The sequence below is a fragment of the Flavisolibacter tropicus genome (assembly GCF_001644645.1).
Classification (GTDB): domain Bacteria; phylum Bacteroidota; class Bacteroidia; order Chitinophagales; family Chitinophagaceae; genus Flavisolibacter; species Flavisolibacter tropicus.
In genome coordinates this window covers 2,092,939-2,119,515 of record NZ_CP011390.1, presented here as the reverse complement: position 1 = coordinate 2,119,515, position 26,577 = coordinate 2,092,939, and the positions used below count along the sequence as shown (strand labels likewise).

Below are 26,577 nucleotides of genomic sequence, written 5' to 3'. Positions count from 1 at the left end.
TAGGTCAGGTTATTATATTTATTGGACCAGTTTTTTAAAAAAATGTATAAACAAGAAAGCCTCCCTTTGGGAGGCTTTCTTGTTTTGATTTATCACCACTGATATTTGTGTAATAAGGATATATTAGACCTAAGTTCCCCTTCGGGGGACAGGGGGCTGCCCTACTGCACCGTCTTGTTGCCATTAAAAACCTTCACGAAATATAACTTCTTATTCTCAAAATAATCCAGCGTCATATTCTGCTTATTCAAGAATACAGGCTGTATGTCAAATTGAGTAAAAATATAGTTTCCCTTACGGGTAAGGTTAGAGGCCATATCTCTTTTGGTATCCAACAGTAACAATGCAAATCGTAACGCCGTTTCATACCCACGGTAATACATATCTGTTGGTCGACCATCAACACGCGCTATAAAATCGTTGCTGATCTTTGTGCTAAGCGCTGTGGGTCGTCCATAGAAAAAAGGCGTTGTATAAATAATTTCCAGTCCTTTGTATTCAGAACGGCTTAAGTTCAAGCCATCCCAAGTAGGCATGCCAATCAAGGTTACCGGGTAAGTGCTATTGACATCTGCAAGGCTCTCAGCTAATGCCAGTCCAAAGTTTTCATCTAGAGAGCCCGCTATACATACCGTTCTTCGGGTACTGTCAAGTGCTTTGGTCAGTCGTGCGTAATCCCATTCACTACCAATGTCTACAAACTGTAATTTCAAAGGAGTAGAGGATGTCGTCTTTGCTATATCCTGAAAGTATTCCTTTAGCTGATCTTCTTGCGTACCTGGCTTTCTTAATACCACTATACGGTCACGAGAATGGTATTTCTGTAAATACTGGTAAATATTCTCGGTGTGAGTGCGCAAGGTGGAGTTCAGTACTAAATAATAGGGATTATTTATAATACCGGCGTCGTTGGGCAAGGTTGCAGAGATAAAGGGGATCTTTTTCTTTGCGGCTGCATCTGCTAATATGCGCACCTCGCTGGTGTTTGAATGACCGATGATCAGGTCTACATTCTCCAATTCAGGGCTATTAACTTGTTGTGTCAACGAGCGGTTGCGGGACCTTGAATCATACACATATACTTCTAAAGGAGCACCTACTTTGGCTAGAGAGTCAAAAGCTGCCTGAGCGCCTTGATAAAACTCTATGCCTGGGTTTAAGAACTTGGGAAATGATGATGAAAAGCGGTAGTTACCACTAACATCAAATGCTGAGTCCAAATACAAGGGTGCAAATAGTGCAATCTTTTGCCGTTGTGCTTGAGCGTTTCCACTAAAGGCAACAAGAAAAGAGAGTACAATTAAAATAAAGCGGTTTCTCATTATGATAATCTGTGTTAATCCTTAAATAATCCTTCTCGTCAGCGGTCCTTATTCCCATTCAATAGTTGCCGGCGGCTTACTGCTGATATCATATACAACGCGGTTAATACCTCTTACATTGTTTATGATCTCATTAGATACTGTAGCCAGGAAGTCGTAAGGCAAATGCGCCCAATCGGCTGTCATACCATCTACACTGGTTACTGCCCGTAAGGCTATAGTGTATTCGTAGGTACGTTCGTCACCCATAACCCCTACACTACGTATTGGTAATAAGATTGCTCCTGCCTGCCATACCGTTGCATATAGGTTGTGCTTCTTTAATGCTTTAACATATACGTCATCAGCGGCTTGTAATAATGCTACGCGGTCAGGGGTGATCTCTCCTAAAATACGAATAGCTAAGCCGGGTCCAGGGAAAGGATGGCGGTTGATCAGATCATCCGGAATACCCAATTCGCGACCTACACGACGCACCTCGTCTTTAAACAAAGAACGCAATGGCTCTACCAGCTTCAGGTGCATTTTTTCGGGTAGGCCTCCTACGTTATGGTGCGATTTGATGGTTACAGAAGGGCCGTGTACCGATACGCTTTCAATTACATCCGGGTAAATAGTACCTTGTCCTAAGAACGTAGCGTCTTTATCTTCATTCGCAGCATCCTGGAATACATCAATGAATAGGCCTCCAATAGTTTTACGCTTTTCTTCCGGATCGGTTTTGCCAGCTAACGCGTCATAAAAACGTTGTTTGGCATTGATACCTTTTACGTTTAATCCAAGGGTTTTATAAGTTTCCAAAACCGATTCAAATTCATCCTTACGTAATACGCCATTATCTACAAAAATGCCATGCAGGCGATCACCAATGGCTTTGTTGATCAAAACGGCTGCTACGGTAGAATCCACACCACCACTCAGCGCCATGATCACTTTTTGATCGCCAATTTGCTGCTTCAGTGCTTCAACAGTATCAGTAATGAAGTGCGCTGGTGTCCAGTCTTGGCTACAGCCACAAATGTTTATTAAGAAGTTCTGCAGGATCTTTTTACCCTCTATAGAGTGATATACTTCCGGGTGAAATTGCAGACCATACAATGGTTGTGTCTCTCCTTCTTTTTGACGAAAAGCCGCTACAGGAATACTGTCGGTAGTAGCCAGCAGTTCAAAATTGTCAGGAAGGTTTTTAATGGAATCACCATGGCTCATCCATACCTGAGATGCCGGGGTAATGTTGTGCAACAAGGCGTCGTCCTTTTCCAAATGCAGGTAGGCACGACCATATTCCCGCTTATTACTACGCTCTACACTGCCACCATACTGCTGGGCTGTTAACTGGGCACCGTAGCAGATGCCTAATACGGGCCTTTCGTTGGTCAATGCCTTCACATCAACCTGCGGCGCATTGGCGTCATTTACTGAAAAAGGGGAACCTGAAAGGATCACTCCCTTTATACTGTCGTCAAACGAAACCTTTTTAGAAAAAGGTATGATTTCACAATAAACATTGGCTTCTCTAACAGCACGAGCAATCAGCTGCGTATACTGAGAGCCGAAATCGAGGATTATAATCTTTTCAGTCATGCGGGTGTGAAGGTAAGAAATCAAGCAGAAAGCTGACTTTAAACCCGTTTTTCAGGCCTTTCAGCCATGTTAATTAATGATGAATTGTATTATTAGTTGTGCTTGCAGGAGCTAGTTTGGTTTTTTTTGAAAATGTTTATAACATTTGTAACCTCGGCATTATTGCCGGCGTCTAAAACGGTAAACACATACTTATGAGAGATATTAGCTTGGCTTTTGTTGCTTTTGTTCTGGCTTTTGGGGCTTGCACATTTATAGGCGGTAAACGGGTTTCTGGAAACGGAAATGTTATTACACAGCAACGTACAATTACAGACTTTAATGCTGTAGACCTGCAAGGTGGTTTCAATGTATATGTATCCCAGGGCAACACTTTTGATGTTAAAGTAGAGGCCGATGAGAACTTAATGGAGTACATAGTAACAGAAAAGGAGGGTGATGAGCTGGAAGTCCATTTTAAAGACAATTACAACATCCATTCTAGCGGTTCTGTAAAGGTTTATATAACAGCTCCTAATTATACACAGTTGGCCGTGTCTGGTAGCGGTAAATTGATTTCTCAAACTAAGATCACCAATGCCTCCCAATTGGGTATTGATATTTCTGGTAGCGGTGATGCTAATCTGGACGTAGATGCGCCTACTGTAAAGACGGAAATTAGCGGTAGTGGATCTGCACTATTAAGAGGTAATACTCGAACATTCAATGGCGATATTAGTGGCAGTGGAAAACTAAAAGCTTTCGATCTTTTATCTGAAAATAGCGATCTTGATATTGCTGGCAGTGGCGACGCAGACGTATTTGCCAGCAAGCAGCTGGATGTAAGTGTGGCTGGCTCAGGCAATGTTAACTATAAAGGCAATCCTGCTATCAAACAAAGCATTGTTGGATCTGGTAAAATTCATAAAGTAGATTAAGTCTTTTCAGAAAAAAATAAGTCTTTTCAAACAACGCTCTATCAATCGGTAGGGCGTTTCTTTTTATAAAAAGGTTTATTTACATATGGCTTTTGGCAATGGAAAGAAAAGCCTGGTATCGGTAATTCTATAACTATAGGCACCCAAATTTCATTTTAAAGCCTTAGGTGTTTTGAAAACCTTGACAAATTGAAGGGTTTTCTAACAGTTTCCAATTTAGCTAACCCACTACTGGCAAATACTGAAAGGTTTAGATAAAAGTGAATGGTTGCAACCTGCCACCCACTATCGGCCGTATTGCCAGTAGTAGACTCTTAACTAAGGTGTACCTTTTCTCTACCTGTTTTCGCATCTTTCTTCGGAACCGCTTCGAGGCTTGTTCGGGAACGCTTCGGGACTCTTCGAACAAATCTCGAAGCAATCTCGAAGCGGTTCCGAAGAAAGGGAGACGATGGGCCTTGCAATTCCTAAGCAAAGGGTAGGCCGACCATCTCTTACCAGTACATTGTAACGCTTTATATAATACAGCAAACGGTTACACAAGTGGACTGAAATCCTGCCAATCCAATTAATCCCTTAAATCTGCGGTCCTACAACTTTACATACTTTACTCTTATTAAAATATTCCGGGTGCGGCCCTTGTCGTCGGTGCAAGAGATCTTTACAGGGCCTTCCGTGGGTACAAAGAAGGGTTTGTCGCCAGCTGCTGCAGCTTTATAAAACTCGTCATTAATATACCAATACACTTTGTTGACATCATTGGCTGTATTGGCGGTTAGCTGTAAAGGCTCAGGATCATTTTGGTTGATATAATATTCACTGCCATTTGTAGGTGATGTAATAATGGGGCCTTCACCTTTGAATACTTTTTCGCAAGCCGGATTGTGAGGCGGAATGGCTTTAAAGGCAATGTTATTTTGGTGAAAATAATCTTGCATCTCAGGCGCTACCACTCGATACAATTTTTTGATATAGCCTTCTTGTGGTGCACAGGTGGTACAATAGGAGATCGATTCGTCAGGTGCAACTTTAATTTCTTGTACGTGCTGACAAGTAGCCGTAGTGCTGATAAGAGGAATAAAATGATCGAGGATCAGGTTGGTGCAATTAGGTCCGGGTGGTAATCCTGTTTCAGTACATACCTGCCGTATATCCAACGCCGCAGGTGGCGTAAACCAGTCTCCGTTATTGGCGTAATCTATGGTGTTGAAAATTTTAAAGAGAAGCGGAGTTGCCGTATTCGCGCCACTCAGCTCGGGTGCCCCAGCGCCTGAGAAATTGCCCACCCAAACACCCACCGTGTATTGTTTGTTGAAACCAATACTCCAGGCGTCTTTGCGGCCGTAAGAGGTGCCGGTCTTCCATGCTATCTTGGGCATATGCTCTGTGGCTTGCCAGTTTAAGGGAAAATCGGGGCGGTTGATCTTGGAGAGAATGCCCGTGATGAGGTAATTAGCACTTGGCGATAAGAGCTGGACCTTTTTTACAGGCTTTGTGTTTTGTATAAAAGAAATGGGGGCGTAAGTGCCGTTGTTGGCAAAGGAGGCAAACAAGCCGGTTAATTGTTCCAGAGAAGTACCACAGCCACCTAATATCAATGAAAGTCCCAGTTTGTTTTGGTCTTTGGCTACTTGGGTAAAATCAGCAGCTATTAGTTTGCTAATCAGTTTTTCTTTACCTAGCTGTTTCAGGCTTTTTACTGCAGGAATATTCAGTGATTGTTCCAAAGCATATTCTGTCGTAACAAAGCCATTGAACTTTTGATCATAGTTCTCCGGCGCATAGCCATTGTAATTTATGGGTACATCATTCAAAACGGATTTAGGCGTTATAAAGCCTTCATCCATACATAGTCCATAAAGTAATGGCTTGAGTGTACTACCGGGTTGACGAATAGCCGCAGCACCATTTACTTGTCCTCCATCTGTTGTATCAAAGAAACCTGCTGACCCTACATATGAAATAACATTGTGGGTTTTGTTATCTACTACTATCACAGCTGCATTGCGAATATTGTTAAGCCGTAGTGTTCGTATATAGTCTTCTGTTAGCTTTTCTATCTTAAGCTGTTTATTAAGGTTGATGGTAGTGTGTATGGTATGGTCGCTACTTTGTTGATTGAGTTTATAAGAAAGGTGTGGGGCAAAGTGTGGTACCACGTTACGCGTAGCCTGCAAAGGTTCAGCCAGTGCGTCTTCAATTTCCTTTTGTGTAAATACATCCGATGCAGCAAAACGGTGCAGCCATTTATTACGTTCTTTTATGATAAGATCATTATTCTTTCCAATAACTAGCGAAGAAGGTCGGTTAGGGATGATAGATAGTGCCGTAATTTCTGCTAATGATAAGTGATCAGGGTTCTTTTTGAAATAAAGTAAAGAGGCCGATTTTACACCTTCTATATTACTACCATAGGGCACAAGGTTTAGATAAAGTTGTAATATTTCATCCTTGCTGTATTTCCACTCCAATTGAAAAGCCCGGTAGGTTTCAATAAGCTTGGCGCCAATGGTGCGTGGTCGTTGTTCCAATGCTCGCGCCACTTGCATAGTGATGGTAGATGCACCAGAAGTACGCTGGCCTTTTACCAGGTTATTAAAGGCTGCGCGACTTATGGCCATGATATTAATACCAGGGTGGTAGTAGAAGTATTGATCTTCCTTTTGTATGATTGTTTTTTTTAATAGGGGAGATATCTCATTCAGTTCTGTTTTCATGCGCCACTTATCGTCCTTGGTGAGGAACGCATTGATGAGCTCGCCTTTATCGTCGGTGACAATAGTAGAATAATCAATCTTGTCGGGCAAGGGGAATATCCAATTGAGCAAGAGGAATACAAGGAAACCAATAACGGTTACAATTAAACTTCTTTTAACAAACAAAATCAGTTTTTGCTTTGTAATTTTCTCTCGCAATCGCTTTAAATTATATGGACTCATTGAGTCATCCTCCGTAGCGTTAGTTCTTATCGAATTTCTTACTTCTTTACAAGATTAGGAATAAGATCATTTAATTTAACAATCTCCCAATACTGACATTCAAAATCCCTATATGCGTATCAAACCATTAATGGCATTCATCTGTTGTGTGGTTGCCATTATCATTGCCTCCTGTAACCGTAACTATATAGCACTGGATTATACTAATGCCAAAGGCGAAGTGCCTCAGTTGGGCAACTTAGTCTTTCGATTCAATAAATCCCTGATAGCCGATTCGCTGCTGAACAACTGGGACTCTACCGAGTACATTTCTTTTGAACCTAAAATACCAGGACGTTTCCGTTGGGAAGGGCCTGACCAATTGGTGTTTTCACCATCAAAGCCATTGAAGCCGGCTACTACTTATAAAGCTACCATTCATGATGATGTATTGCGCTATAGCAAGTATGATAAAGTACGCGATGCTAATAAAGTAAGTTTTTATACCGCACCATTACAGCTCAATGATGCCCAGGTTACCTGGGTGCTGCAGGATGAAGCTAGCCGGGTAGCTGTGCCGCAATTAATGCTAGCCTTTAATTATCCTGTAAAGCCAGAAGATGTAAAAGATAAATTGAAGGTAGAGGTGGAAGGCACTACGATTGAAAGTGCGTTTCAGTCGGCATCTGCAACGAATGAACTCCTTCTAAGGTTGAATGGTTTTAAGGGAGAGGATAAGGACTATGAAGCGAAGGTATTCATTGACAAAGGCATAAAGCCCGATGGGGGACAAGATGCCACAAGTGAGCCCATTCAAACATTGTTATCCATACCATCGCCTTATGTTTTAAACATTAATGATGTGCAATCGGAGCACGATGGCACGGAAGGTATTGTACGCATTAGCACAAGTCAGCAGCTGGTAGGAGAAAACTTGACTTCCTTGATCAAGTTTGAGCCGGCGGTGGCCTACCGGGTGGAGTATACTGATAATGGGGTGTTGCTACGCAGTGATAAGTTTGATGCTGAAAATACCTATGCGCTTACCATTGCCAAAGGATTGCGAGGCCGTATTGGCGGTGTGTTGAAAGAAGAATACAGCGGCAATGTGGCCTTTGGAGAGTTGGAGTCAGAGGTGAAATTTACCAATAGCAAGGGGGTATATCTTTCTAAAAAGGGTGGCGGAAATATAGAAGTGCGCATTACCAATACACCTAAGGTAAAGTTGATCATTTCCAAGATCTATGAGAACAACCTGTTAATGGCACAGCGCTATGGCTATAGGCCTAAAGAAGATGCAGAACCTTCCTATGCCAGTTATGAAGAGGAAGGCTATTACGATAACTATTCAGATGCTATAGCAGGCGATGTAGTATTTAGTAAAGAGCTTGATACGCGTACGCTGCCAAAGTCAGGAAATGGGCGCATTCTTAATATTTCGCAGTTTGAAGACCGACTCCCCGATTTGAAAGGTGTTTATCATGTAATGCTGCGTTCAGTCAAGGATTATTGGGTGCAGGACAGTCGTTTTATTTCCTTGTCAGATATTGGATTGATTGCCAAGCAGGGCCAGGAAAAGATGTTAGTATTTGCCAACTCTATTAAAACGGCAGGCGCTGTTAACGGTGTAACCATTAATATCTACGGTAGTAATAACCAACTCTTAGGTACTGCTGCTACCAATGCAGATGGCGTAGCGGAAGTGCCCTTGCCTCGAAAAGAGATAGCAGGCTTTAAGCCGGCAATGATAATTGCTAAAACTGCAGACGACTTCACCTATTTGCCTTTCAATAATACTAAAGTAAATCTCTCGCGTTTTGATGTAGGTGGTAAGCGCAATAATGCTACAGGCCTTGATGCTTTTGTTTATGCAGAGCGTGATATCTATCGGCCAGGTGAGAAAGTAAACTTTGCCGTGCTAGTACGCGATCGCAAATGGAAAAGTCCTGGCGAGATTCCCATAAAAATGAAATTCTTACTGCCTAATGGCAAGGAGCTGAAGACCTTTCGCAAAACAGTAAATGCCGGAGGTATAACGGATGGAAATATTGATATTTCTCCTGCTGCTATTACCGGTAGTTATTTGTTGGAAGTATATAGTGCTACAGACGTATTGTTGGCGTCTAAGAACTTCATGATCGAAGAGTTTGTGCCTGATCGCATCAAGGTTTCTGCTAAGTTGAATAAAACAGCTTTGCGTCCAGGTGACGGCGCTACACTGCAGGTAAATGCGGTTAACTTCTTTGGGCCGCCTGCTGCTAACCGTAATTATGAAACAGAGATCCAGGTAAAGCAAAAAGCTTTTTATGCTAAGAACTTTCCTGATTATGAGTTTGCACTGGCTAATAGCGAAAGCTTTTTTGATAAAGTAGTAAAGCAAGGACAGACAGATGCTGCCGGTAATGCTATAGAGACCTATGAGGTGCCGGAGATGTATTCTAATGTTGGGTTGTTACAAGCCAATTTTTATACAACAGTGTTTGATGAAACAGGTCGGCCTGTAAGTCGACGCGCTAGTGCAGATATCTATACACAGGAAGTGTTTCATGGTATTAAAGACGATGGCTTCTACTATTATTCATTGAATCAGCCTGTGCGGTTTAATCTCTTGTCTGTAAATAGGGATGGAGCTGTTGCTTCAGCCTCTGCCAGGATTCAAGTGATCAAACACGAGTATAAAACAGTGCTGGTGAAAAATGGTAGCTACTTCCGATACGAGTCGCAACGCCAGGATAAAGTGATGGCCGAACGGGAAATGGAAGTTGGGAATGGAACTGCCTACAACTTTGTGCCTCGTTCTCCTGGTGATTATGAGATACGCATTTCTAGGCCTGGTGCCAATGCCTATGTAAGCAAAAGCTTTTACAGTTATGGTTCATGGGGTGCAGACAATGCCTCTTTTGAAGTAAACAATGAGGGGAATGTGGATATAGAGTTGGATAAGGAAAGCTATAATAGCGGTGATGTGGCAAAAGTATTATTCAAAACACCCTTTAGCGGTCGTATGCTGGTGACATTGGAAAGAGATGGTGTGATCTCACATCAATACATTGATGTGGTTAAGCGTACGGCAAGTATGGATGTAAAGCTGGATGGCACACATGTGCCTAATGTTTACATAACAGCCACCCTGTTCAAGCCGCATGAGGTTTCGGATATTCCATTGACAGTTGCACATGGTTTTCAGAATGTAAAAGTAGAAGAACGCAGCCGCAAGATTGCTGTACAGATAAGTGCGCCGCAGTCCTCACGTTCACAGAAAAGTCAGCGGGTTACTGTAAAGGCAGCACCCAACAGCTTTGTTACCTTGGCTGCTGTTGATAATGGTGTATTGCAGGTAACAGACTTTCAAACACCCAATCCTTATGAGTATTATTATCAGAAGCGAGCATTAGAAGTAATGCCCTATGATATGTATCCGTTGCTATTCCCGGAATTACGTGCCCGCTTGAGTAGCACCGGTGGTGATGGTGGTATGGATATGGACAAACGGGTTAACCCTATGCCAGCTAAGCGGGTTAAGATATTGTCGTATTGGAGTGGCGTGCGTAAAACAGATGGAAGTGGTAACGCTACGTTTGATATTGCTTTACCACAATTCAATGGACAAGTACGCTTAATGGCAGTAGCATCAAAAGAAGAACAATTTGGAGCAGCAGAAGCTACTATGACAGTGGCAGATCCTATTGTGATCAGCAGCTCACTGCCACGGTTTTTAAGTCCAGGCGATACAGCTATTGTACCAGTTACATTAAGCAATACCTCCACTAAGCCCGCCACAGGACAGGTGTCAATTAATGTAAGTGGACCTATGAAAGTGATTAGTAGTACCGCACAAAACATTTATATGCAGCCTAATGCAGAAGCCAAGGCTACTTTCCAGATTGTGGCAGATCAAGCCATTAATATCGGTAAGGTAAATGTTGTTGTAAAGGCTCTGGGAGAGCAGTTTAGGGAAGAAACGGAGATTGCAGTACGTCCACCTTCTACATTGCAAAAGCAAACAGGTAGTGGATCAATAGTGGGGGGAACTACACAGCGAATTACATTGGCACAAAATGATTTCATGCCTGCAAGTACCGATTATGAAATTGTAGTTAGTCGTTCTCCGGTAGTAGAAATTGCGGATCAGCTACGCTACCTGGTACAATATCCCTATGGCTGTACGGAGCAAACGGTATCTGCGGCTTTCCCGCAGTTGTATTATGGTGATATGGCCGATATGCTAAACATGAAAGGCAATAACAAGCAGAATGCCGTTACCAATATTATGGAAGCTATTCGCAAGATCAAAATGCGGCAGCTGTATAATGGTGCGGTTACGTTGTGGGATGGCGAGGGTAAAGAAGATTGGTGGACTACTACTTATGCGGCCCACTTCCTGTTGGAAGCGAAAAAGGCAGGATACGATGTAGATGCTAGTTTATTGGAAACAATGCTGGGTTATTTGTCTAATCGCCTGAAAACAAAGGAGACCATCCAGTACTATTATAACCGCAATCAGAATCGTAAGATCGCTCCTAAAGAAGTATCGTATAGTTTGTATGTACTGGCAATGGCTAATCGCACTCAGGTATCCGCGATGAACTATTATAAGGCCAATCCGCAATTGTTGGCATTAGATGGCCGTTATTTGCTGTCTGCAGCTTATGCCATTGGTGGCGACAAGCGTGCATTTACTTCTTTCTTGCCGGCTTCCTTTAGTGGTGAATACTCTGTGCAGCAAACAGGTGGTAGTTTTTACAGCGAAACACGAGATGAAGCCATTGCTCTAAATGCATTGGTGGATGTGGATCCCGGAAATGCGCAGATCCCTGTGATGGCTAAGCATGTAAGTGATCGGTTAAAGAATGAACGTTATCTAAATACACAGGAACGAGCATTTTCTTTCTTAGCACTAGGTAAGATTGCACATAGTGCGGCTAAGTCAACTATAACAGCTGAAATTAAGGTAGGTGGTAAAACTATTGCCAACATCAATGGTAACGACTGGAGGGGTGATAAAAATGCGCTTAAAGGCAATGAATTGGAGATTGTGTCAAAAGGCACTGGTCGATTGTATTACTCTTGGCAGGTAGAGGGTATTAGCACCAGTGGTGCCTATAAAGAAGAAGATAATTACCTGAAGGTGCGTCGTGCCTATTTTGATCGTTTCGGTAAGCCAATTACTGGAAATACATTTCGCCAAAATGATTTGGTAATAGTGGCTGTGACATTGGAAAAAGCCTATAGTAACTCAATTGAGAATGTGGTGATCACTGACTTACTGCCTGCAGGTTTTGAAATTGAAAACCCGCGCACGAAAGAATTGCCGGGTATGGATTGGATTAAAAATGCATCAGAGCCTACTGCGTTGGATGTACGCGATGATCGTATTCACTTTTTTGTAGATGCTACAGCTCAAAAGCAAGTATATTATTATGCCGTACGGGCTGTTTCATTGGGTTATTTCAAGCAGGGGCCTGCCAGTGCCGATGCTATGTATAACGGTGAGATGCATTCTTATCATGGAGCAGGAATGATTAAGGTGGTGAATCCATAAGAAATGGATCAATAAATAAGTACTATTTTTAACGAGGCAGCAATGCCTCGTTTTTTTATCCACGTATCCATGAAAAAAATTGCCTTATTATGTAATCCTTCTCCCGTTTCTGCAAGTAAAGTTCAGCCTATGGCAGAGCTTATAGTTGCCATACTTAAACAAAAAGAACTTTCCTTTACGGTGTTTGATTCTGAATGGCCGGTTACCTTAACTGGCTTTACAGAGGTATGGATAGTGGGTGGTGATGGAACCTTGAATTATTTCCTGAATCAATATACCAACAATGAATTGCCGCTGGTAATATTTCCAGGAGGCAGTGGTAATGACTTTCACTGGGTTTTATATGGGCAGATTGAAGTGGAGGCGCAAATTGAAAAGGTATTAAATGGCCAAGTCAAAAGAGTAGATGCTGGTATTTGTAATGGCCAATGGTTTATAAACGGCGTAGGTATTGGCTTTGATGGCGCTATTGTTCATGACTTAATTGGTAAAAGTAAATTGGCTGGGAAAGCCTCTTATTTGTTATCTATTCTGAAAAATATCGTTAGTTATTCAGAAAAATCATGTGTAACAGTCATGGATTCTGCTATCATCTCTCAGGAGTGCATGATGCTTTCTATAGCCAATGGTAAAAGATACGGAGGTGCCTTTCATGTAGCTCCTAAAGCCTTGCTAGATGATGGTTTATTAGATGTTACTATTGTTGGGTGCATCTCGCCTCTACGTCGCGTGAAATATCTGCCAGTTATAGAACGGGGCGAGCATCTGGACTTGCCTTTTGTAAAATACAATACATCCAAAAAAATCAATATTTCATCCCCTCATATGCTGCATGCACATCTGGATGGTGAGTATATGGCCAGTAATACGTTCGAAATAGAGGTAGTTCCTAATAAGGTCGCTTTTGTGGTGTAGGTTGTCGCGGCACAAAGAACTTAACCAATACTAAGCCTGTTATAAACCCGCCAATATGGGCGGCATAAGCTATACCTCCTGTCTCCTCGCCACCTAAAGCACCGAGGCCATTAATGATTTGAAAGGCAAACCAAAGCCCCACTGCTAAAAAGGCAGGAACGGCTATGGTGCCTAGCAACACCCAGAGGTAAATACGTCGGGTAGGGAAGAGTAACATGTATCCCCCTAAAACGCCAGATATAGCCCCTGAGGCCCCAAGACTAGGAATGAGTAAGCTGGTTCCAAGAAAGGCCGATGCAAATACATGACTTAAGCCTGCTGCAATACCACAGAGTAAATAAAAGAACAAGTAACGCTGGTGGCCCATCATATTCTCCAGGTTGTCTCCACAGATCCAGAGATACAGCATATTGCCTGCTAAGTGGGCTATGCCACCATGCATAAACATAGAGGTAATAAGTGTTAGGTAAACGGGAATATTAGTTTGCTGAAGTCCTGGCATTTCCAGGCGCTGCCTGGTATATGGGTCTAATAATATTTTAGAATCTGTTATCACATCATGACCAGATAGGATTTCTGCAGGTACTGTTGAGTAGGCAAACGTAAAATGGGTATCAGTTCCTAATCCTTGCAGAAATACAAAGACGCCTATATTGGCAAGGATCAATAGATAGTTGATATAAGGCGTTCTTTGCCGGTCTCTGTTATCATCTCCTATAGGGATAAACATACACTATCTTCATTTTCTTACAACTTCCTGTTGCATATCTTATACCAAGGGAGTTTATAGAGGACAGTTGTTGGATGATAAATATTCTAGTAGATTAAAATTGATGAGTAATGAATAATTAGAAACGATTGGGATATTTATTAGCCAAATAGGTTAAAGCCTTTGCGTAAAGCACAAGCAGCTACCTATAAAATTTCAAGGTGATCCCGCTAATCCAATTAATCCTTTAGATCTGTGGTCAAAAAAAAGTCTGGCTTTAGGCCAGACTTCATCAAATGGAGAAATATATTGATTAGTAGCTATCTCTATATCCACCGCCGCCACGGTTGTAACCGCCACCGCCGTTACCACCACGGTAGCCACCGCCGCCGCCGTTGCCGCCTTTTTTAAAGCCGCCACCGCCGCCACCGAAGCTTCTTTTCTTGAAGCCACCGCCGCCGCCAGTAGAACCGCCTTCTTTAGGGCGAGATTCGTTTACTACCAGGTTACGGCCATCAATTTCGCTACCATTTAATTGAGCGATTGCGGCTTGTGCCTGGTCGTCGTTTGGCATTTCTACAAAGCCAAAACCTTTGCTGCGTTGTGTAAATTTGTCAAGGACAATTTTGGCAGAGGCTACTTCACCATAAGGGGTGAATAAGTCGGTTAAATCCTGATCTTTCAGGTTCCAACTTAAATTTCCTACGTAAATGTTCATGTTGTGAAAAAATTTAAAAATCGAAAAAGTGTCAAGGGCAAACAAAAAACAAAGAACATTTACGAAACGTTCAATGACATTGTGATACTGCGCGTAACACTAAACTTTAACGAATATAAGGAAACAGATTTGAAATTCATAGTTTAAGAAAAAACCTGCAAAAAGCAGGTTTTTTCTGATTTTAATTGCTTTAATACTATTGTTTGATGATTCTAAATGCTTCAGAATGACCGTTTCCTCCTTGATACCGTAAAAAATAAGTGCCTGAAGGGTAAGCTGAAAGGTCAATTTGTGTAGAAAGCGATCCGTTTGCAGGTGTAATGGCTCGCAAGGTTCTTCCCTCTAAATTGTTAATAGTAATCAATGTCTTGCCAACTACAGTTGGGTGCTGGAAGGTAACCAGGCCATTGGTTGTAGTAGGAAAGGCTTTGAATAATGCTGCTGATAAGTCATTCTTGAATTTCACTACTGTTGTATACTTGAAGGCGCCATCATGGTCTACATTGCGTACGCGGTAGTATGCTAAACCGTTTACAGGCTGTACGTCGGTGAAGCTATAGCTGCTTTTTTGTGTGGCATCTACAGAACCGATCTTTTTAAAGTTGGTGCCATCTGTGCTTCTTTCAATTTCATATCGAACTACATTGATCTCTGTGCCCACCTTCCAGCTTAATTGCACACCGTTGTCGGCTTTACTTGCCTCAAAGCTGATGAATTCTACAGGAAGTGGTGGTGGGATTTGTTCTGGATAAATTAATGTTACAGTAGCTATTCCAAAATTAGTCGGGTTGCCATTGTCGGTAGCTCTGTACGTAAACGTTACCTCTCCTCCGAAGAATACAACTGGAGGTGTAAAGGTAAATGTACCATTTGCTTGTAAGTTAAGTGTTCCTACTCCAGGTTGTGTTTCCACAGTTGCTGTCAATACCTGGCCTGTTGGGTCGCTATCGTTAGCCAAAACATTTCCAGTAATTGGATTAGTTATTACGGCTGTTCCAAACTGATCATTTACTACTATAGGAGCTAGATTGTAATAAATGGTAATAGAAATGGAGTCAATATTAAGAGTCTTTGCTGGGCCCTGCGAGTTAGTAAATTGTATAGCAAGACCTTGATTCGGGTCTTTTATATCTTCGCCATAAAGGGGCGGGAAGCCAAACAGGTTGTTAGGGCCTCCAAAGATTTGAGTTCCTTGTCCAGGGTTAAAGGGTTTCCCACTTGGAGGTGCTTGATTAGTACCTATAGGGGTACCTTCATATGTAAATTGAACAAGGGATGCATTGACAACTCCTATATTGGTTCCTGCTTGAATGTTTACTTCAAAACCGGCAATGATAGCACTGTTAGGTATAGTGTTAGCCGCATTGTTAAGCGCTCCGGATAAGTTTAGCGTAACTGTACTGCCGCCAGCTGGGATATCCGTTGCAGTAATGTATTGATTATTACTGGATTGAATTAAAGCAACATTGGTGCTGTTAAATGCGGTACCGGGACCTGTAGTTGTTAATGCGTTAGGGATGACTGTGACCTTGCTGTTTTGACTGAATGCAATACTGCCTAAAAAAAGAATAAAAAAGGTAAAAACTCCTCTCATGATAATAGTTTAAAGGGCCAAAAAATGTGCGGCTTTTCGATAGCTGGAAATAGAGGAATTCGAATAGGATGGGTTAGATACCAGTAGTATTCAAGAGGGTAATGGTTAAGGCAGTTTGATTTAGAATATTGGTGTTAGTGAGATAAATATAACTAAATAGTATAAGTATTACTACTAGCTGTTGTATTTTTTTGGCTGAATAAAATAGTAACTAACGGAAACTATCAACGTTTTGGCAGAGAAGTAATTGTGGGGGTAATTAGGTTAGAAACGGGCCGTTATACTAATAAAAATCAAACGATAAGTTCTTATTCATTGGTGTTGATGCAGTATAAAGTGTAACTGCTTCTTGTGGGTAAGGAAGCTTGCTTAAATACTCCAAAAAAAGCCCATTAATGGCCGGCTTTTTTTGGAGTATTAATTTTTCTAAAGTTATTGTTTAATGATTCTAAATGTTTCTGAATGGCCGTTTACTCCTTGATACCGCAACATATAAGTACCGGACGGATAGTTGGAAAGGTCAATTGGTGTTGAAACGGATCCATTGGCTGGTATAAAAGATCGTAAGGTTTTACCATCCATGTTGCTAATAATGATCCACGCATTGCCGGTTACAGATGGGTGCTGCAAGGTAACCAGCCCTTTAGTAGTAGTAGGGAAGGCTTTGAATAAAGCGGTTGATAATCCATTCTTGAATTTCACTACGGTGCTATACTTAAAGGAGCCATCCTGATCTACATTTCTAATTCGGTAATACGCCACACCATTTACAGGCTGCAGGTCAGTGTAGTTGTAGCTGCTATTTTGTGTGGCGTTTTCAGAACCAATCACTTTATAGTTAACCCCATCAGTGCTTCTTTCCACATCATAATGGTTCACATTTACTTCTGTGCCCACTTCCCAATGTAGTTGTACGCCTTTGTCAGTTTGCCGTGCGTCAAAACTGATGAATTCTACTGGAAGGGCTCTTTCTGGGTAATTAAGGGTTACTGTTGCTATACTTGATGATAAAGGAGGATTGCTATTATTTGTTACATGGTAGGTAAAAGAGATCGGACCTCCTAAAAAAGATGCTGAAGGCGTAAAGCTAAAGCTGCCATTGCTGTTAAAAGTAAATGTTCCAGATGCATCCATTTCACTTCTGTTATCTATGTTTGCCGTTAGTGTTGCATTGTTGGGATCAGAATCTGCAGGGGGGTCAGTTAAGACATTCCCACTTACACTTTGGGTAGCTGTTATTGGAAAATAATTGTTGTCGGTAGCTGTTGGTGTTGGAATTGTGTAATAAATCGTAATGGTGGCGTAATCTACATCATAAATAGTAGTTTGATTGCCTTGATTGGGTCTGTTTACCTCAATGGCGATACCAAAGTTTGAATTGTTTACTACTGATGGAGTTGAAAATGTACTACCCCATAAATCCCCCGAACCGCCCAATGTTCTACTTGTAAACGTAGTAGAAACGCTATTCCCAACAAAGGTTTTCTGGAATGAGGTTATTATTCCGGTTTGATTGATCAGTCTAATCGAACCTGCAAACCCTTGGTTGCTTGAATAGCGATCAGTAATATTTACTTGTATTCCGCTAATTGTAGATGATGCAGGAATATTGAAATTAAAATTAGTTAACGTTAAATAGTTGCTTTTGCCTGCCTGTCCTAACGTAACTCTTGCAAATGTGCCCCCCGAAGTACTTGCACCTGAAGGCGTACTCCATGTTGCAGTTGAGCCGGTGAGAGTTGCAGTGCTCTGTAAGGTAGATGGGTTTGGACCCTGAGTAGACTGTGCTAAAATAGTTGAGGTAAGTACAAGAAGAGTAAAAAAAGTAAAAATCCCTCTCATAGAGAATATTTTAAAGGTTAGGAAATGTGGTGTTTCGATAGCTGGAAATAAGAGGAATTCAGATAGGGTAGCTTAGATACTACAAGTATTCAGGAGAGTAGGGACTAAAGAAGTTTGATTTAGTGTAGCGGTGTTAGTGAGATAAATATAACACAATTGTATAATTATAACTACTTGTTTGTAGTGGTTTTTCTAAGACAAATGTAACAGCAACTAACGGAAACTATCAACGCTTTGGTAGATAGGTGATTATGAAGGATTAAGTTAGAAGCAGTCTATTACACCAATAAGCAACACACGGAAGCACCCTTTGCTTCTTTGTTACTGATAATTTATAGTATCTCTATTTCAGAGAAGCAGAGGTACTCGTTTAATTACACCTAAAAAAGAAAAAGCCTGTTATTAACAGGCTTTTTCGTGGTATTGCTAGCGCTCGTGTTATTGTTTAAAAACTCTGAATGATTCTGAACGACCGTTTTCACCCAAGAACTGTAATAGGTACATGCCGGATGGATAAGCAGAAAGGTCAATTTGAGTAGAGACTGAACCCTGTGAAGGTATAGTGGACCTTAGGGCCTTACCCTCCAAGCTGCTAAGTGTAATGATTGCTTTGCCTGCTACTTGTGGGTGCTGCAAGGTCACTTGAGTGCTGGTAGTAGTAGGGAAGGCTTTATATAATGAGACTGATGATTCATTTTTGTATTTAACTACTGTAGTATACTTGAAAGCACCGTCCAAATCTACATTTCGTACACGGTAGTACGCCAAGCCATTAACAGGTTGCAGGTCGGTAAAGCTGTAAATGTTGTTTTGAGTGGCGGCTACGGTGCCAATCTTTTTATAGTTATTGCCATCAGTACTTCTTTCTACTTCATAGTGGACTACATTGATTTCTGTACCTACTTTCCAGGTTAGTTGAACACCCTTAAAGGCCTTGTTAGCTTCTAAACTGATGAACTCTACTGGGAGGGCTTTAGCGGGATAGTTAAGAGTTACAGTAGCAATATTTGATGAAAGAATTGGGGTGCCATTATCTGTTACATGGTAAGTAAATGAAATTGGGCCTCCTAAAAACGATGCTGAAGGTGAGAAGTTGAAACTACCATTACTATTAAAAGTAAATGTACCAGAAGCATCAAGTTCACTCCTATTATCAATAGACGCAGTTAATGTTTCGTTGCTAGGATCAGAATCAGCTGTTTGGTCAGTTAAGACGTTTCCGTTAACACTTTGAGTGGTAACTAATGGAAAATAATTGTTGTTGGTAGCAGTAGGAGCTGAGTTTGTATAGTATACAGTTATAGAAGCAAAGTCTACTTCAGCGGTAGTAGAGTTAGTGTTATTGGGTTTTATAATTGAAAGAACAATTCCGAAATTAGTATTATTGATTGTGGTAGCTGGAAATCCTGAGGCCCAATTGTCCGATGGGCCTCCATATGTAACAGTATTAAAGGTGTTCGCATTAAGTGTGACTGCTTTTATAGTGCCGGTTGGAGTGCCATTCGCATCTACGAGTTGAATATTACCCGAAACTCGATTGTCGCCTGTAAATCTGCTATCTAATGTAACAGCAACTCCTGAAACGGTATACCCAACTGGGACATTAAACCCAAAGTTCGAAAATCTTAAATATTCACTCTGGCCATTGGCTCCATTTTGGTTAATTGTGACACTTGCAACAAGGTTATTGTCTGTAGCCGCATTGGTAGGGGTTGTCCAACTAATTTTTCCACTAGCGTTATCTGTTTCTGTAACAAGTCCTGCTGTATTAGGGCCTTGTGTGGTTTGTGCGTGAGCTGCAGAGTAAAGTGCAGTAAGAAATAAGAAGGTAAAGATTCCTCTCATAGAGAACGGTTTAAGGTTTTAAAATCGATTCAGGCTTCGTTAGGAAAATGGAGGAGGAATTTCAGATAGGAGTGGTAAATACAGATAGGCTACTAGAGGGTCAGATATTGATTTTATATCCTACCTCCGAGTAATCTACTAAGTAGATGTAGCAGATCAGCTAGGTAAATGTAGTGAAATGTTATAAGTAAATATTCTTATAATAAAGGTTTATGCTTATAAATTTATAATTATTTGTGGTAATTAATTTTAATGTGTTGAAACAGAAATAATTATATCGTTGTGAATTGTGGATAAATTGTTATTCCAAAAAGTAAAGCCGTAGGCTAAAACCATACAGTCTATCCTTTTTCTACACCTTTCCTACCTCTAGTTGTCCTCATCGTTATACCAAAATCAAGACTGCTTCGGCATTTGTGGGCATAAAGGAGCATTTAACCGAACTTGTTCTGACACTGTCTGGAGCTTGATACTGCGAGGAGGACAGTTAGTCCACAGCAAAAGTAGAAGAACACCTTCCGCGTACTGAGTAAGAAATTCTCTGCTAAAACGGTGAACCCCCAAACTTGTGATGTACATACTGACTTCATAACAATATTGATTTCCAACTGCTTGTCAGACGAATTGAACGCCTTGACGCTTTTTTGGGAGAGAAGATTATGAACTTAAAAGGGAAAGTACCTAATCCTTTGGCTATTAAAACTGGAGAAGACTGTTAAAACTGCCTCAGGCGGGCATGGAAAAGGATAAAATTTTTAGCTCATTTGTTTAATCTGGCTTTTCTGGCTTACCTTTGCGCTCCAAATTTTAATTTTTTAACCAAACATTCAGGGTAATGAACAATTACGAATTGATGGTGATTTTTACCCCTGTGCTGAGCGATGACGAGTTCAAAGCTGCACAGCGCAAATTCACTACGCTGGTTACCGACAACGGTGGCTCTATCGTAGCTGAAAATCCATGGGGACTGAAATCACTGGCGTATCCTATCCAGAAGAAGACCACTGGTCTTTACTGGGTTATGGAATTTATCGCGCCATCCGACTTCAATGAGAAGCTGAAGATCCAGCTTCTGCGTGACGAATCAGTATTGCGTCACATGACTACTAAACTCGATAAATACGCCGTCGAGTACAATGGCCGTAAAAGAAGTGGTGTACCAACTGCTAACGATAAAGTAGAGGAGGTTTCCAATGGCTAGACCAAATGAGATCAAATACCTTACTGCCATTAAGCAGGAAAAGCGTCCAAAGAAGTTTTGCCGCTTTAAAAAATATGGTATCCGTTATATCGACTATAAGGACATTGAGTTCCTGAAAAAGTTTATTAACGAGCAAGGTCGTTTATTGCCTCGCCGTATCACTGGTAATTCTTTAAAGTACCAGCGTAAAGTGAGCGATGCAGTAAAGAAAGCTCGCCAAATGGCTTTGTTACCTTACGTAACAGATCTTTTAAAATAGAATTTTTAACCTAATCCTTCGCCTCAGGCGAGGTGAGACAGTTCCTCCTGGAGTTGGTAAAACAAACAATCATGGACATTATTTTAATTAAAGACGTAGATAACCTGGGCGGTAGAAACGAGCTGGTGAAAGTAAAGAACGGTTATGCCCGTAACTTCTTGATCCCTCAAGGTTTCGCCGTAGAAGCTAATCCTTCTAACCGTAAGCAATTGGAAGAAAGACTGAAAGTTGCTGCTAAGAAGGAAGCTGCTATGTTAGCACAGATCAATAGCGTAGTTGCTAAATTGCAGGAAGGTCCTGTAAAGATTGGTGCTAAAACAGGTACTAGCGGTAAAATATTTGGTAGCGTTACTCCTTTACAGATCAGCCGCGCTATCCGTGACCAAAAAGGTTACGATATCGATAGAAGAAAAATTTCTATCACTGATGACGTAAAAGAGTTAGGTACTTACAAAGCCTCTATCGATTTCGGCAATGGCCAAACTGCCACTGTTGATTTTGAAGTAGTTGGTGAGTAATAATACTACTATGTTTTTGAAAAGCCCATACTTTACGTATGGGCTTTTCTTTTGCATAAATGTCAAAATAAAAAAATACGGGCTTATACTATGCCCGTATTTTTTATTACGTCAACATTTAGTTTGATTTATTTTTCTGAAGGCTTAACATCGATTACGCGGAGCTGTAAGGATTTCTGGCCATTCCATTCATTTTCATCTAGTTTGTAAACAATGTCTACCGGTTGTTTAGAGGCAAGAAACTCCATCTTGTCGGCTAAGTCAAAGCCAATGCCGGTAAACGTGACTCCGTTTTGTTTTACGACAAAACGCAAGTGTTTCTCTTTTACCACCTTACTATAGCCGGAGTCAAAAACATTTCGTGTAATAAAGATGGGTCTAAGATTATCAGGGCCAAATGGTTCCATTTGGCAAAGGATCTTGTAAAAGGAAGGGTTTATGTCATTGAAATTGATCTCCGTATCAATAACTATTTCAGGGATCAATAGATCGGGGTGTATAGATGCACTTACCACTTCTTCAAAACGCTGGCAAAATGCTTCTACTTTATCGGGTTGAAGCGTCATGCCTGCAGCATAAAAATGACCACCATATCCTATAAGCAGATCTTTACATTGGTGTACGGCTTCGTACACATTGAAGCCACTAACGCTACGTGCAGAACCAGCTACATAATCGCCTGATTGTGTTAGTACTATGGTGGGCCTGTAATAATGGTCTATAAGGCGAGATGCCACAATACCTACAACTCCTTTATGCCAATGTGGTTGGAATAATACTGTACTGCTTCTGTTGATCAAATTTTCATCTGATTGTATCAAAGCCAAGGCTTCTTCTGTAATATTAGAATCAGCCTCCCTACGATTGCTATTATCTGCATGCAGTTCTTCTGCCCATTGTAATGCTTCTTCAACTGTTTGAGCAACAAACAATTGAACGGCTTTCCGTGCATCATCCATTCGTCCGGCCGCATTGACACGGGGCGCAATTATAAAAACAAGATTGTTGATAAGGATTTCCTGTGTAAGGCCGCCCAGAATACTTAAGGCTTTGATACCAGGGTTGGGGTTTTTGTTAGCCTTTATCAGTCCGTAGTATGCAAGTATTCTGTTTTCTCCTGTCATCGAAACAATATCGGCTGCAATGGCTGTAGCTACCAGATCCAAATAGTCAAATGCTTCTTGTTCATCCAACTCTAATTTCTCTGTTAACGCGCAGATTAGTTTAAAACCTACTCCGCAACCACAGAGTTCCTTAAATGGGTAGGGGCAATCTGCTTGCTTTGGGTTGAGAATAGCTACTGCTGGAGGTAGTATGTCATCTGGTAGATGGTGATCGCAAACGATAAAGTCAATACCTAATTCTTTCGCATAGCCTATGAGCTCTACTGATTTAATTCCACAGTCTAAAGAAATAATTAGTTGAAAACCATTTTCATATGCAAAGTCGATACCTGCCTTACTAACACCGTAGCCCTCGCGGTAACGGTGAGGTATGTAAAAGTCTACGTGCTCGTAATGTTTGCTGAGAAAGCGATACATGCAAGCTACCGAAGTAGTTCCGTCTACATCATAATCGCCGAATACAAGGATTTTTTCATTGTTTGAAAAAGCGTGCAAAACTCTTGCAACAGCCTTTTCCATATCCTTCATTAACCAAGGGCTATGAAGGTGATTAAGTTGAGGTCGGAAATAGTCTTTAGTGTAGTCAAATGTATCTAACCCACGCTGTATTAATATATTACATAAAGCGGGATGTATTTTCAGTGACTGAAAAAGAGCAGCTGCCTTTGAAGGATTGGCTTTTAGTACCCGCCATCGTTTTTCTATACTCATACTTTCTCAGTACTAGATTAATATTTACGGTCTGTTACATAGTGGACCAGTTGTTCAAAGCCATTACGAATTTCTGATTCAGGGAAAGTATGTAAAATATTTAAAGCTTCAGTCTTGTATTCCTGCATTCGCCTAACAGTATAATCAATGCCTCCAATATCCTTAACAGCTTGAATTACATAGTCTACTTTAGTTCTGTTATTGTTTTCGTGCTTTACAATATAGATAATTTTACGACGGGTTGGCTTATCTATATTATTAAGTGTATATATAAGTGGCAGGGTTAGCTTTTTTTCTTTTATATCATTACCAGTAGGCTTACCAATATTGTCGCCAGCATAATCAAACAGGTCATCTTTTATCTGGAAGGCTATACCTACTTTCTCGCCAAAGTTCTTTAAGCGTAAGGCATCCTCTTCTTTTCCTGAAGCAGAGAAGGCGCCGGCAGCGCAAGCAGAAGCTAAGAGTGATGCTGTTTTATTACGGATAATTTCATAATACACAGCTTCATCCAGGTTTAGTGTACGTGATTTTTCCAGTTGCAACAGTTCGCCTTCACTCATTTGTCGAACGGCTTCTGAAAGCAGTTGTAAAATGCGGAAGTCATTGTTATCCAATGATAAGAGCAAACCTTTTGCTAACAAATAATCCCCAACTAAAACAGATATTTTATTCTTCCATAAGGCATAAACTGAGAAAAAACCTCTACGTTCAGCTGCATCATCTACTACATCATCATGGACAAGCGTAGCTGTGTGTAATAACTCGACAAGTGAAGCAGCGCGATAGGTAGATTCGTTTACAGGGCCGCAGAGTTTTGCTGACAAAAACACAAACATAGGGCGCAATTGCTTGCCCTTACGTTTAACAATGTAGCGCATGATACGGTCCAGCATGGGGACGTTACTGTTGACAGCAGTTTTGAATTTCGCTTCAAAAATCTGTAACTCTTCTTCTATTAAATTAACGGGTAACTGCATTCGTAATTCGCTGGAAAGGTACAACGTCTGCAACAAATAAAGTGTATGGTATAAGAATTGCAGATCGTAGGCAAGCAAAAGCGTGTGATTGACAGACGATTGATTGCAAATTTTATAAAAGTTTGATTATTGTAAGTCAATACATATTTTTGCCTCACATTAGGACATTTAAATTTTAATCTTTAGTTATGGCAAGCAAAAAGTACTCTTTCTTAGCAGGCGCTATGTGCCTGTTAGCATCGTACGGCTTTGCACAAACCACCGGTGGAACTACAACGGGGAATGTGGGAGCTTATGATGTTTCAGATTCATCTGTAGTTCCATCTAAAAGAATGCCGCAGCATACGGAGTTTATGAACGGCACGTATAACTACCCGGCAAAACCACGCAACCAGTGGGAAGTTGGTGTTAAAGGTGGCTTATTTACAGTAAGTAGTGATGTTCCTGCGCAATTATCTTGGGGTGCAGGTGCACATATCCGTAAGGCCTTAGGCTATGTATTCTCTCTTCGTTTAAACTATATGTATGCTAAAGGCAAGGGCTTAAGCTATGTGCCTGCTACAACTGGTTACAAAAATAACATAGCTTGGACTGCTAATGGCTATACAGCTCCTACAGATCAAGTATTCTATAACTTTAAGTCTACTGTGCAAGACCTTTCTTTGGAAGGTATCTTTAGCTTAAATAACATTCGTTTCCACAAATCCAAAAGCGGATTAAACTTTTATGCGTTGATCGGTGCTGGCGCCATGATCTATGATACGTATGTAAATGCGTTGAATTCTAATGGCACTAACTACGTTGGTTTATTCAACGGTATTAATGCAACCGGTGGTTATAAAGACAGAGGCGATATCAAGGATCAACTGAAAAATGGTATGGATGATTCTTACGAAACGCCTGCTGAGAATGAAGGAAACCGTCGTGCTAAATTATGGGGTCAAACATTAAAGCCTGTAGGTCATGTGGGCGTTGGTGTTGCCTTTAAGTTGAGCAACCGCGTAAACCTGGCGCTTGAAGATCGTTTCACATTCACTAAAGATGATTTAATGGATGGTGTGCGTTGGCAAGAGCATCCTGCTGATGATCCAGCTTTAACTCGCGACTATGATGCATACAACTTTGCATCTCTAGGTCTTAACTTCAACTTAGGTTCTAAATCTGTTGAGCCATTGTGGTGGATCAATCCATTGGATTATGCTTACAGCGAAATCCGCAATCCTCGTTTGATGCGTATACCAAAGCCAGTTCTGCCTGATAGCGATGGTGATGGTGTAACTGACCAATTTGACCAAGAGCAAACTCCTGCTGGTTGTCCAGTTGATTCTCATGGTGTTAGCCGTGATACAGATGGTGACGGTGTCCCTGATTGCCGTGATAAAGAAGTTGTTACTCCAACATATTGCCAGCCAGTTGATGCTGATGGCGTAGGTAAGTGTCCATGTCCAGAAGGTTGCGGAAAAGATACTTCTAATGCTTGCGCAACTGCACTAGGTGCTTTACCAAGTGTTACATTCTCTGGTAGCTCAGTTGCTTTAAGCAATGACGGCAAAAGCATGTTGGCTTCTGTAGCTTCTCGCATGCGTAACAATCCTGAGTGCCGCGTAGTAGTTACTGGCTACTGTGCTTCTAGCAAAGCAGAACAGCAAAGAAGCTGGGATCGCGTTAACTCTATCATCAATTATATGGTAGAAAAAGAAGGTATCTCTGCTGATCGCTTCTACTTTAACTATGGTCAAGAAGGTGGCGATTGCAACACTGTAGATTTACGTGCTGCAAATCCAGATGAGCAAGGTCAAACTAGCGTACCTGCTCCACATCCAAACTTGAGAAAAAGCAAATAAGCTTCATTAAGTATAGAAAAGCCCTCCTTTTGGA

General features: G+C 41.2%; 17 protein-coding genes. 7 read left to right on the top strand and 10 right to left on the bottom strand.

The window, feature by feature from the left end:
• Positions 1-161: 161 nt before the first annotated feature.
• On the bottom strand, positions 162-1,322 hold the full coding sequence (locus SY85_RS08895; protein WP_066403687.1) for an ABC transporter substrate-binding protein: 1,161 nt from the start codon (positions 1,320-1,322) through the stop codon (positions 162-164).
• Between the two features lie 48 nt (positions 1,323-1,370).
• A complete protein-coding gene (gene guaA, locus SY85_RS08890; protein ID WP_066403684.1) occupies positions 1,371-2,906 on the bottom strand; it encodes a glutamine-hydrolyzing GMP synthase in 1,536 nt (511 codons plus the stop codon).
• A gap of 194 nt (positions 2,907-3,100) precedes the next feature.
• Here guaA and SY85_RS08885 point away from each other — a divergent pair, with 194 nt between their 5' ends.
• On the top strand, positions 3,101-3,823 hold the full coding sequence (locus tag SY85_RS08885) for a head GIN domain-containing protein (RefSeq protein WP_066403682.1): 723 nt from the start codon (positions 3,101-3,103) through the stop codon (positions 3,821-3,823).
• Positions 3,824-4,413: 590 nt separating this feature from the next.
• Here SY85_RS08885 and pbpC read toward each other — a convergent pair.
• Positions 4,414-6,738 carry a penicillin-binding protein 1C gene (gene pbpC, locus SY85_RS08880; RefSeq protein WP_226999054.1) on the bottom strand — a complete coding sequence of 775 codons (2,325 nt, stop codon included), beginning with the start codon at positions 6,736-6,738 and terminating at the stop codon, positions 4,414-4,416.
• Positions 6,739-6,874: 136 nt separating this feature from the next.
• Here pbpC and SY85_RS08875 point away from each other — a divergent pair, with 136 nt between their 5' ends.
• The gene (locus SY85_RS08875) at positions 6,875-12,283 is read left to right on the top strand and encodes an alpha-2-macroglobulin family protein (RefSeq protein WP_066403680.1); all 5,409 of its coding nucleotides are present in this window, start codon (positions 6,875-6,877) and stop codon (positions 12,281-12,283) included.
• Positions 12,284-12,412: 129 nt separating this feature from the next.
• Positions 12,413-13,198 carry a diacylglycerol/lipid kinase family protein gene (locus SY85_RS08870; RefSeq protein ID WP_158512954.1) on the top strand — a complete coding sequence of 262 codons (786 nt, stop codon included), beginning with the start codon at positions 12,413-12,415 and terminating at the stop codon, positions 13,196-13,198.
• Here the strand turns inward: SY85_RS08870 and SY85_RS08865 are convergent.
• From SY85_RS08865 to SY85_RS08845, 5 genes are all read right to left on the bottom strand, one after another.
• Entirely contained in the window at positions 13,173-13,928 is a 756-nt protein-coding gene (locus SY85_RS08865) for a rhomboid family intramembrane serine protease (protein WP_066403676.1), read from the bottom strand. The two genes, SY85_RS08870 and SY85_RS08865, sit on opposite strands and share 26 nt — an antisense overlap.
• 292 nt (positions 13,929-14,220) lie before the next feature.
• The gene (locus SY85_RS08860) at positions 14,221-14,625 is read right to left on the bottom strand and encodes an RNA recognition motif domain-containing protein (RefSeq protein ID WP_066403673.1); all 405 of its coding nucleotides are present in this window, start codon (positions 14,623-14,625) and stop codon (positions 14,221-14,223) included.
• A gap of 196 nt (positions 14,626-14,821) precedes the next feature.
• Positions 14,822-16,219: an Ig-like domain-containing protein gene (locus SY85_RS08855; protein ID WP_066403671.1), complete on the bottom strand. Its 1,398-nt coding sequence runs from the start codon at positions 16,217-16,219 to the stop codon at positions 14,822-14,824.
• Positions 16,220-16,651: 432 nt separating this feature from the next.
• On the bottom strand, positions 16,652-18,061 hold the full coding sequence (locus tag SY85_RS08850) for an Ig-like domain-containing protein (RefSeq protein WP_066403670.1): 1,410 nt from the start codon (positions 18,059-18,061) through the stop codon (positions 16,652-16,654).
• 438 nt (positions 18,062-18,499) lie between these two features.
• Entirely contained in the window at positions 18,500-19,906 is a 1,407-nt protein-coding gene (locus SY85_RS08845; RefSeq protein WP_066403668.1) for a cadherin-like domain-containing protein, read from the bottom strand.
• Between the two features lie 835 nt (positions 19,907-20,741).
• Between SY85_RS08845 and rpsF the strand changes: the two genes are divergently transcribed.
• The 3 genes from rpsF to rplI all read left to right on the top strand — a co-directional run bounded on the left by rpsF (position 20,742) and on the right by rplI (position 21,884).
• Positions 20,742-21,107 carry a 30S ribosomal protein S6 gene (gene rpsF / locus SY85_RS08840; RefSeq protein ID WP_066403665.1) on the top strand — a complete coding sequence of 122 codons (366 nt, stop codon included), beginning with the start codon at positions 20,742-20,744 and terminating at the stop codon, positions 21,105-21,107.
• Entirely contained in the window at positions 21,100-21,366 is a 267-nt protein-coding gene (gene rpsR, locus SY85_RS08835) for a 30S ribosomal protein S18 (RefSeq protein ID WP_066403663.1), read from the top strand. The genes rpsF and rpsR overlap by 8 nt, the downstream gene beginning before the upstream one ends.
• Before the next feature lie 71 nt (positions 21,367-21,437).
• Positions 21,438-21,884, top strand: coding sequence for a 50S ribosomal protein L9 (gene rplI / locus SY85_RS08830; protein WP_066403661.1), 447 nt, complete (start codon positions 21,438-21,440; stop codon positions 21,882-21,884).
• A gap of 128 nt (positions 21,885-22,012) precedes the next feature.
• Here rplI and recJ read toward each other — a convergent pair whose 3' ends face one another.
• Positions 22,013-23,719: a single-stranded-DNA-specific exonuclease RecJ gene (gene recJ / locus SY85_RS08825; RefSeq protein WP_066403659.1), complete on the bottom strand. Its 1,707-nt coding sequence runs from the start codon at positions 23,717-23,719 to the stop codon at positions 22,013-22,015.
• Between the two features lie 17 nt (positions 23,720-23,736).
• The gene (locus SY85_RS08820; protein ID WP_226999053.1) at positions 23,737-24,777 is read right to left on the bottom strand and encodes a polyprenyl synthetase family protein; all 1,041 of its coding nucleotides are present in this window, start codon (positions 24,775-24,777) and stop codon (positions 23,737-23,739) included.
• 110 nt (positions 24,778-24,887) lie between these two features.
• On the opposite strand from SY85_RS08820, the gene SY85_RS08815 reads away from it, so the two are divergent.
• Entirely contained in the window at positions 24,888-26,543 is a 1,656-nt protein-coding gene (locus SY85_RS08815; protein ID WP_066403654.1) for an OmpA family protein, read from the top strand.
• Positions 26,544-26,577: the final 34 nt, after the last annotated feature.

What these genes read in the sequence shown, in the direction of transcription:
- SY85_RS08845 (WP_066403668.1), bottom strand. Translation starts at nt 19,906, where the DNA reads ATGAGAGGAATCTTTACCTTCTTATTTCTTACTGCACTTTACTCTGCA.
- rpsF (WP_066403665.1), top strand. Translation starts at nt 20,742, where the DNA reads ATGAACAATTACGAATTGATGGTGATTTTTACCCCTGTGCTGAGCGAT.
- SY85_RS08865 (WP_066403676.1), bottom strand. Translation starts at nt 13,928, where the DNA reads ATGTTTATCCCTATAGGAGATGATAACAGAGACCGGCAAAGAACGCCT.
- rplI (WP_066403661.1), top strand. Translation starts at nt 21,438, where the DNA reads ATGGACATTATTTTAATTAAAGACGTAGATAACCTGGGCGGTAGAAAC.
- rpsR (WP_066403663.1), top strand. Translation starts at nt 21,100, where the DNA reads ATGGCTAGACCAAATGAGATCAAATACCTTACTGCCATTAAGCAGGAA.
- SY85_RS08885 (WP_066403682.1), top strand. Translation starts at nt 3,101, where the DNA reads ATGAGAGATATTAGCTTGGCTTTTGTTGCTTTTGTTCTGGCTTTTGGG.
- SY85_RS08815 (WP_066403654.1), top strand. Translation starts at nt 24,888, where the DNA reads ATGGCAAGCAAAAAGTACTCTTTCTTAGCAGGCGCTATGTGCCTGTTA.
- SY85_RS08855 (WP_066403671.1), bottom strand. Translation starts at nt 16,219, where the DNA reads ATGAGAGGAGTTTTTACCTTTTTTATTCTTTTTTTAGGCAGTATTGCA.
- SY85_RS08895 (WP_066403687.1), bottom strand. Translation starts at nt 1,322, where the DNA reads ATGAGAAACCGCTTTATTTTAATTGTACTCTCTTTTCTTGTTGCCTTT.
- SY85_RS08875 (WP_066403680.1), top strand. Translation starts at nt 6,875, where the DNA reads ATGCGTATCAAACCATTAATGGCATTCATCTGTTGTGTGGTTGCCATT.
- guaA (WP_066403684.1), bottom strand. Translation starts at nt 2,906, where the DNA reads ATGACTGAAAAGATTATAATCCTCGATTTCGGCTCTCAGTATACGCAG.
- recJ (WP_066403659.1), bottom strand. Translation starts at nt 23,719, where the DNA reads ATGAGTATAGAAAAACGATGGCGGGTACTAAAAGCCAATCCTTCAAAG.
- SY85_RS08870 (WP_158512954.1), top strand. Translation starts at nt 12,413, where the DNA reads ATGGCAGAGCTTATAGTTGCCATACTTAAACAAAAAGAACTTTCCTTT.
- SY85_RS08860 (WP_066403673.1), bottom strand. Translation starts at nt 14,625, where the DNA reads ATGAACATTTACGTAGGAAATTTAAGTTGGAACCTGAAAGATCAGGAT.
- SY85_RS08850 (WP_066403670.1), bottom strand. Translation starts at nt 18,061, where the DNA reads ATGAGAGGGATTTTTACTTTTTTTACTCTTCTTGTACTTACCTCAACT.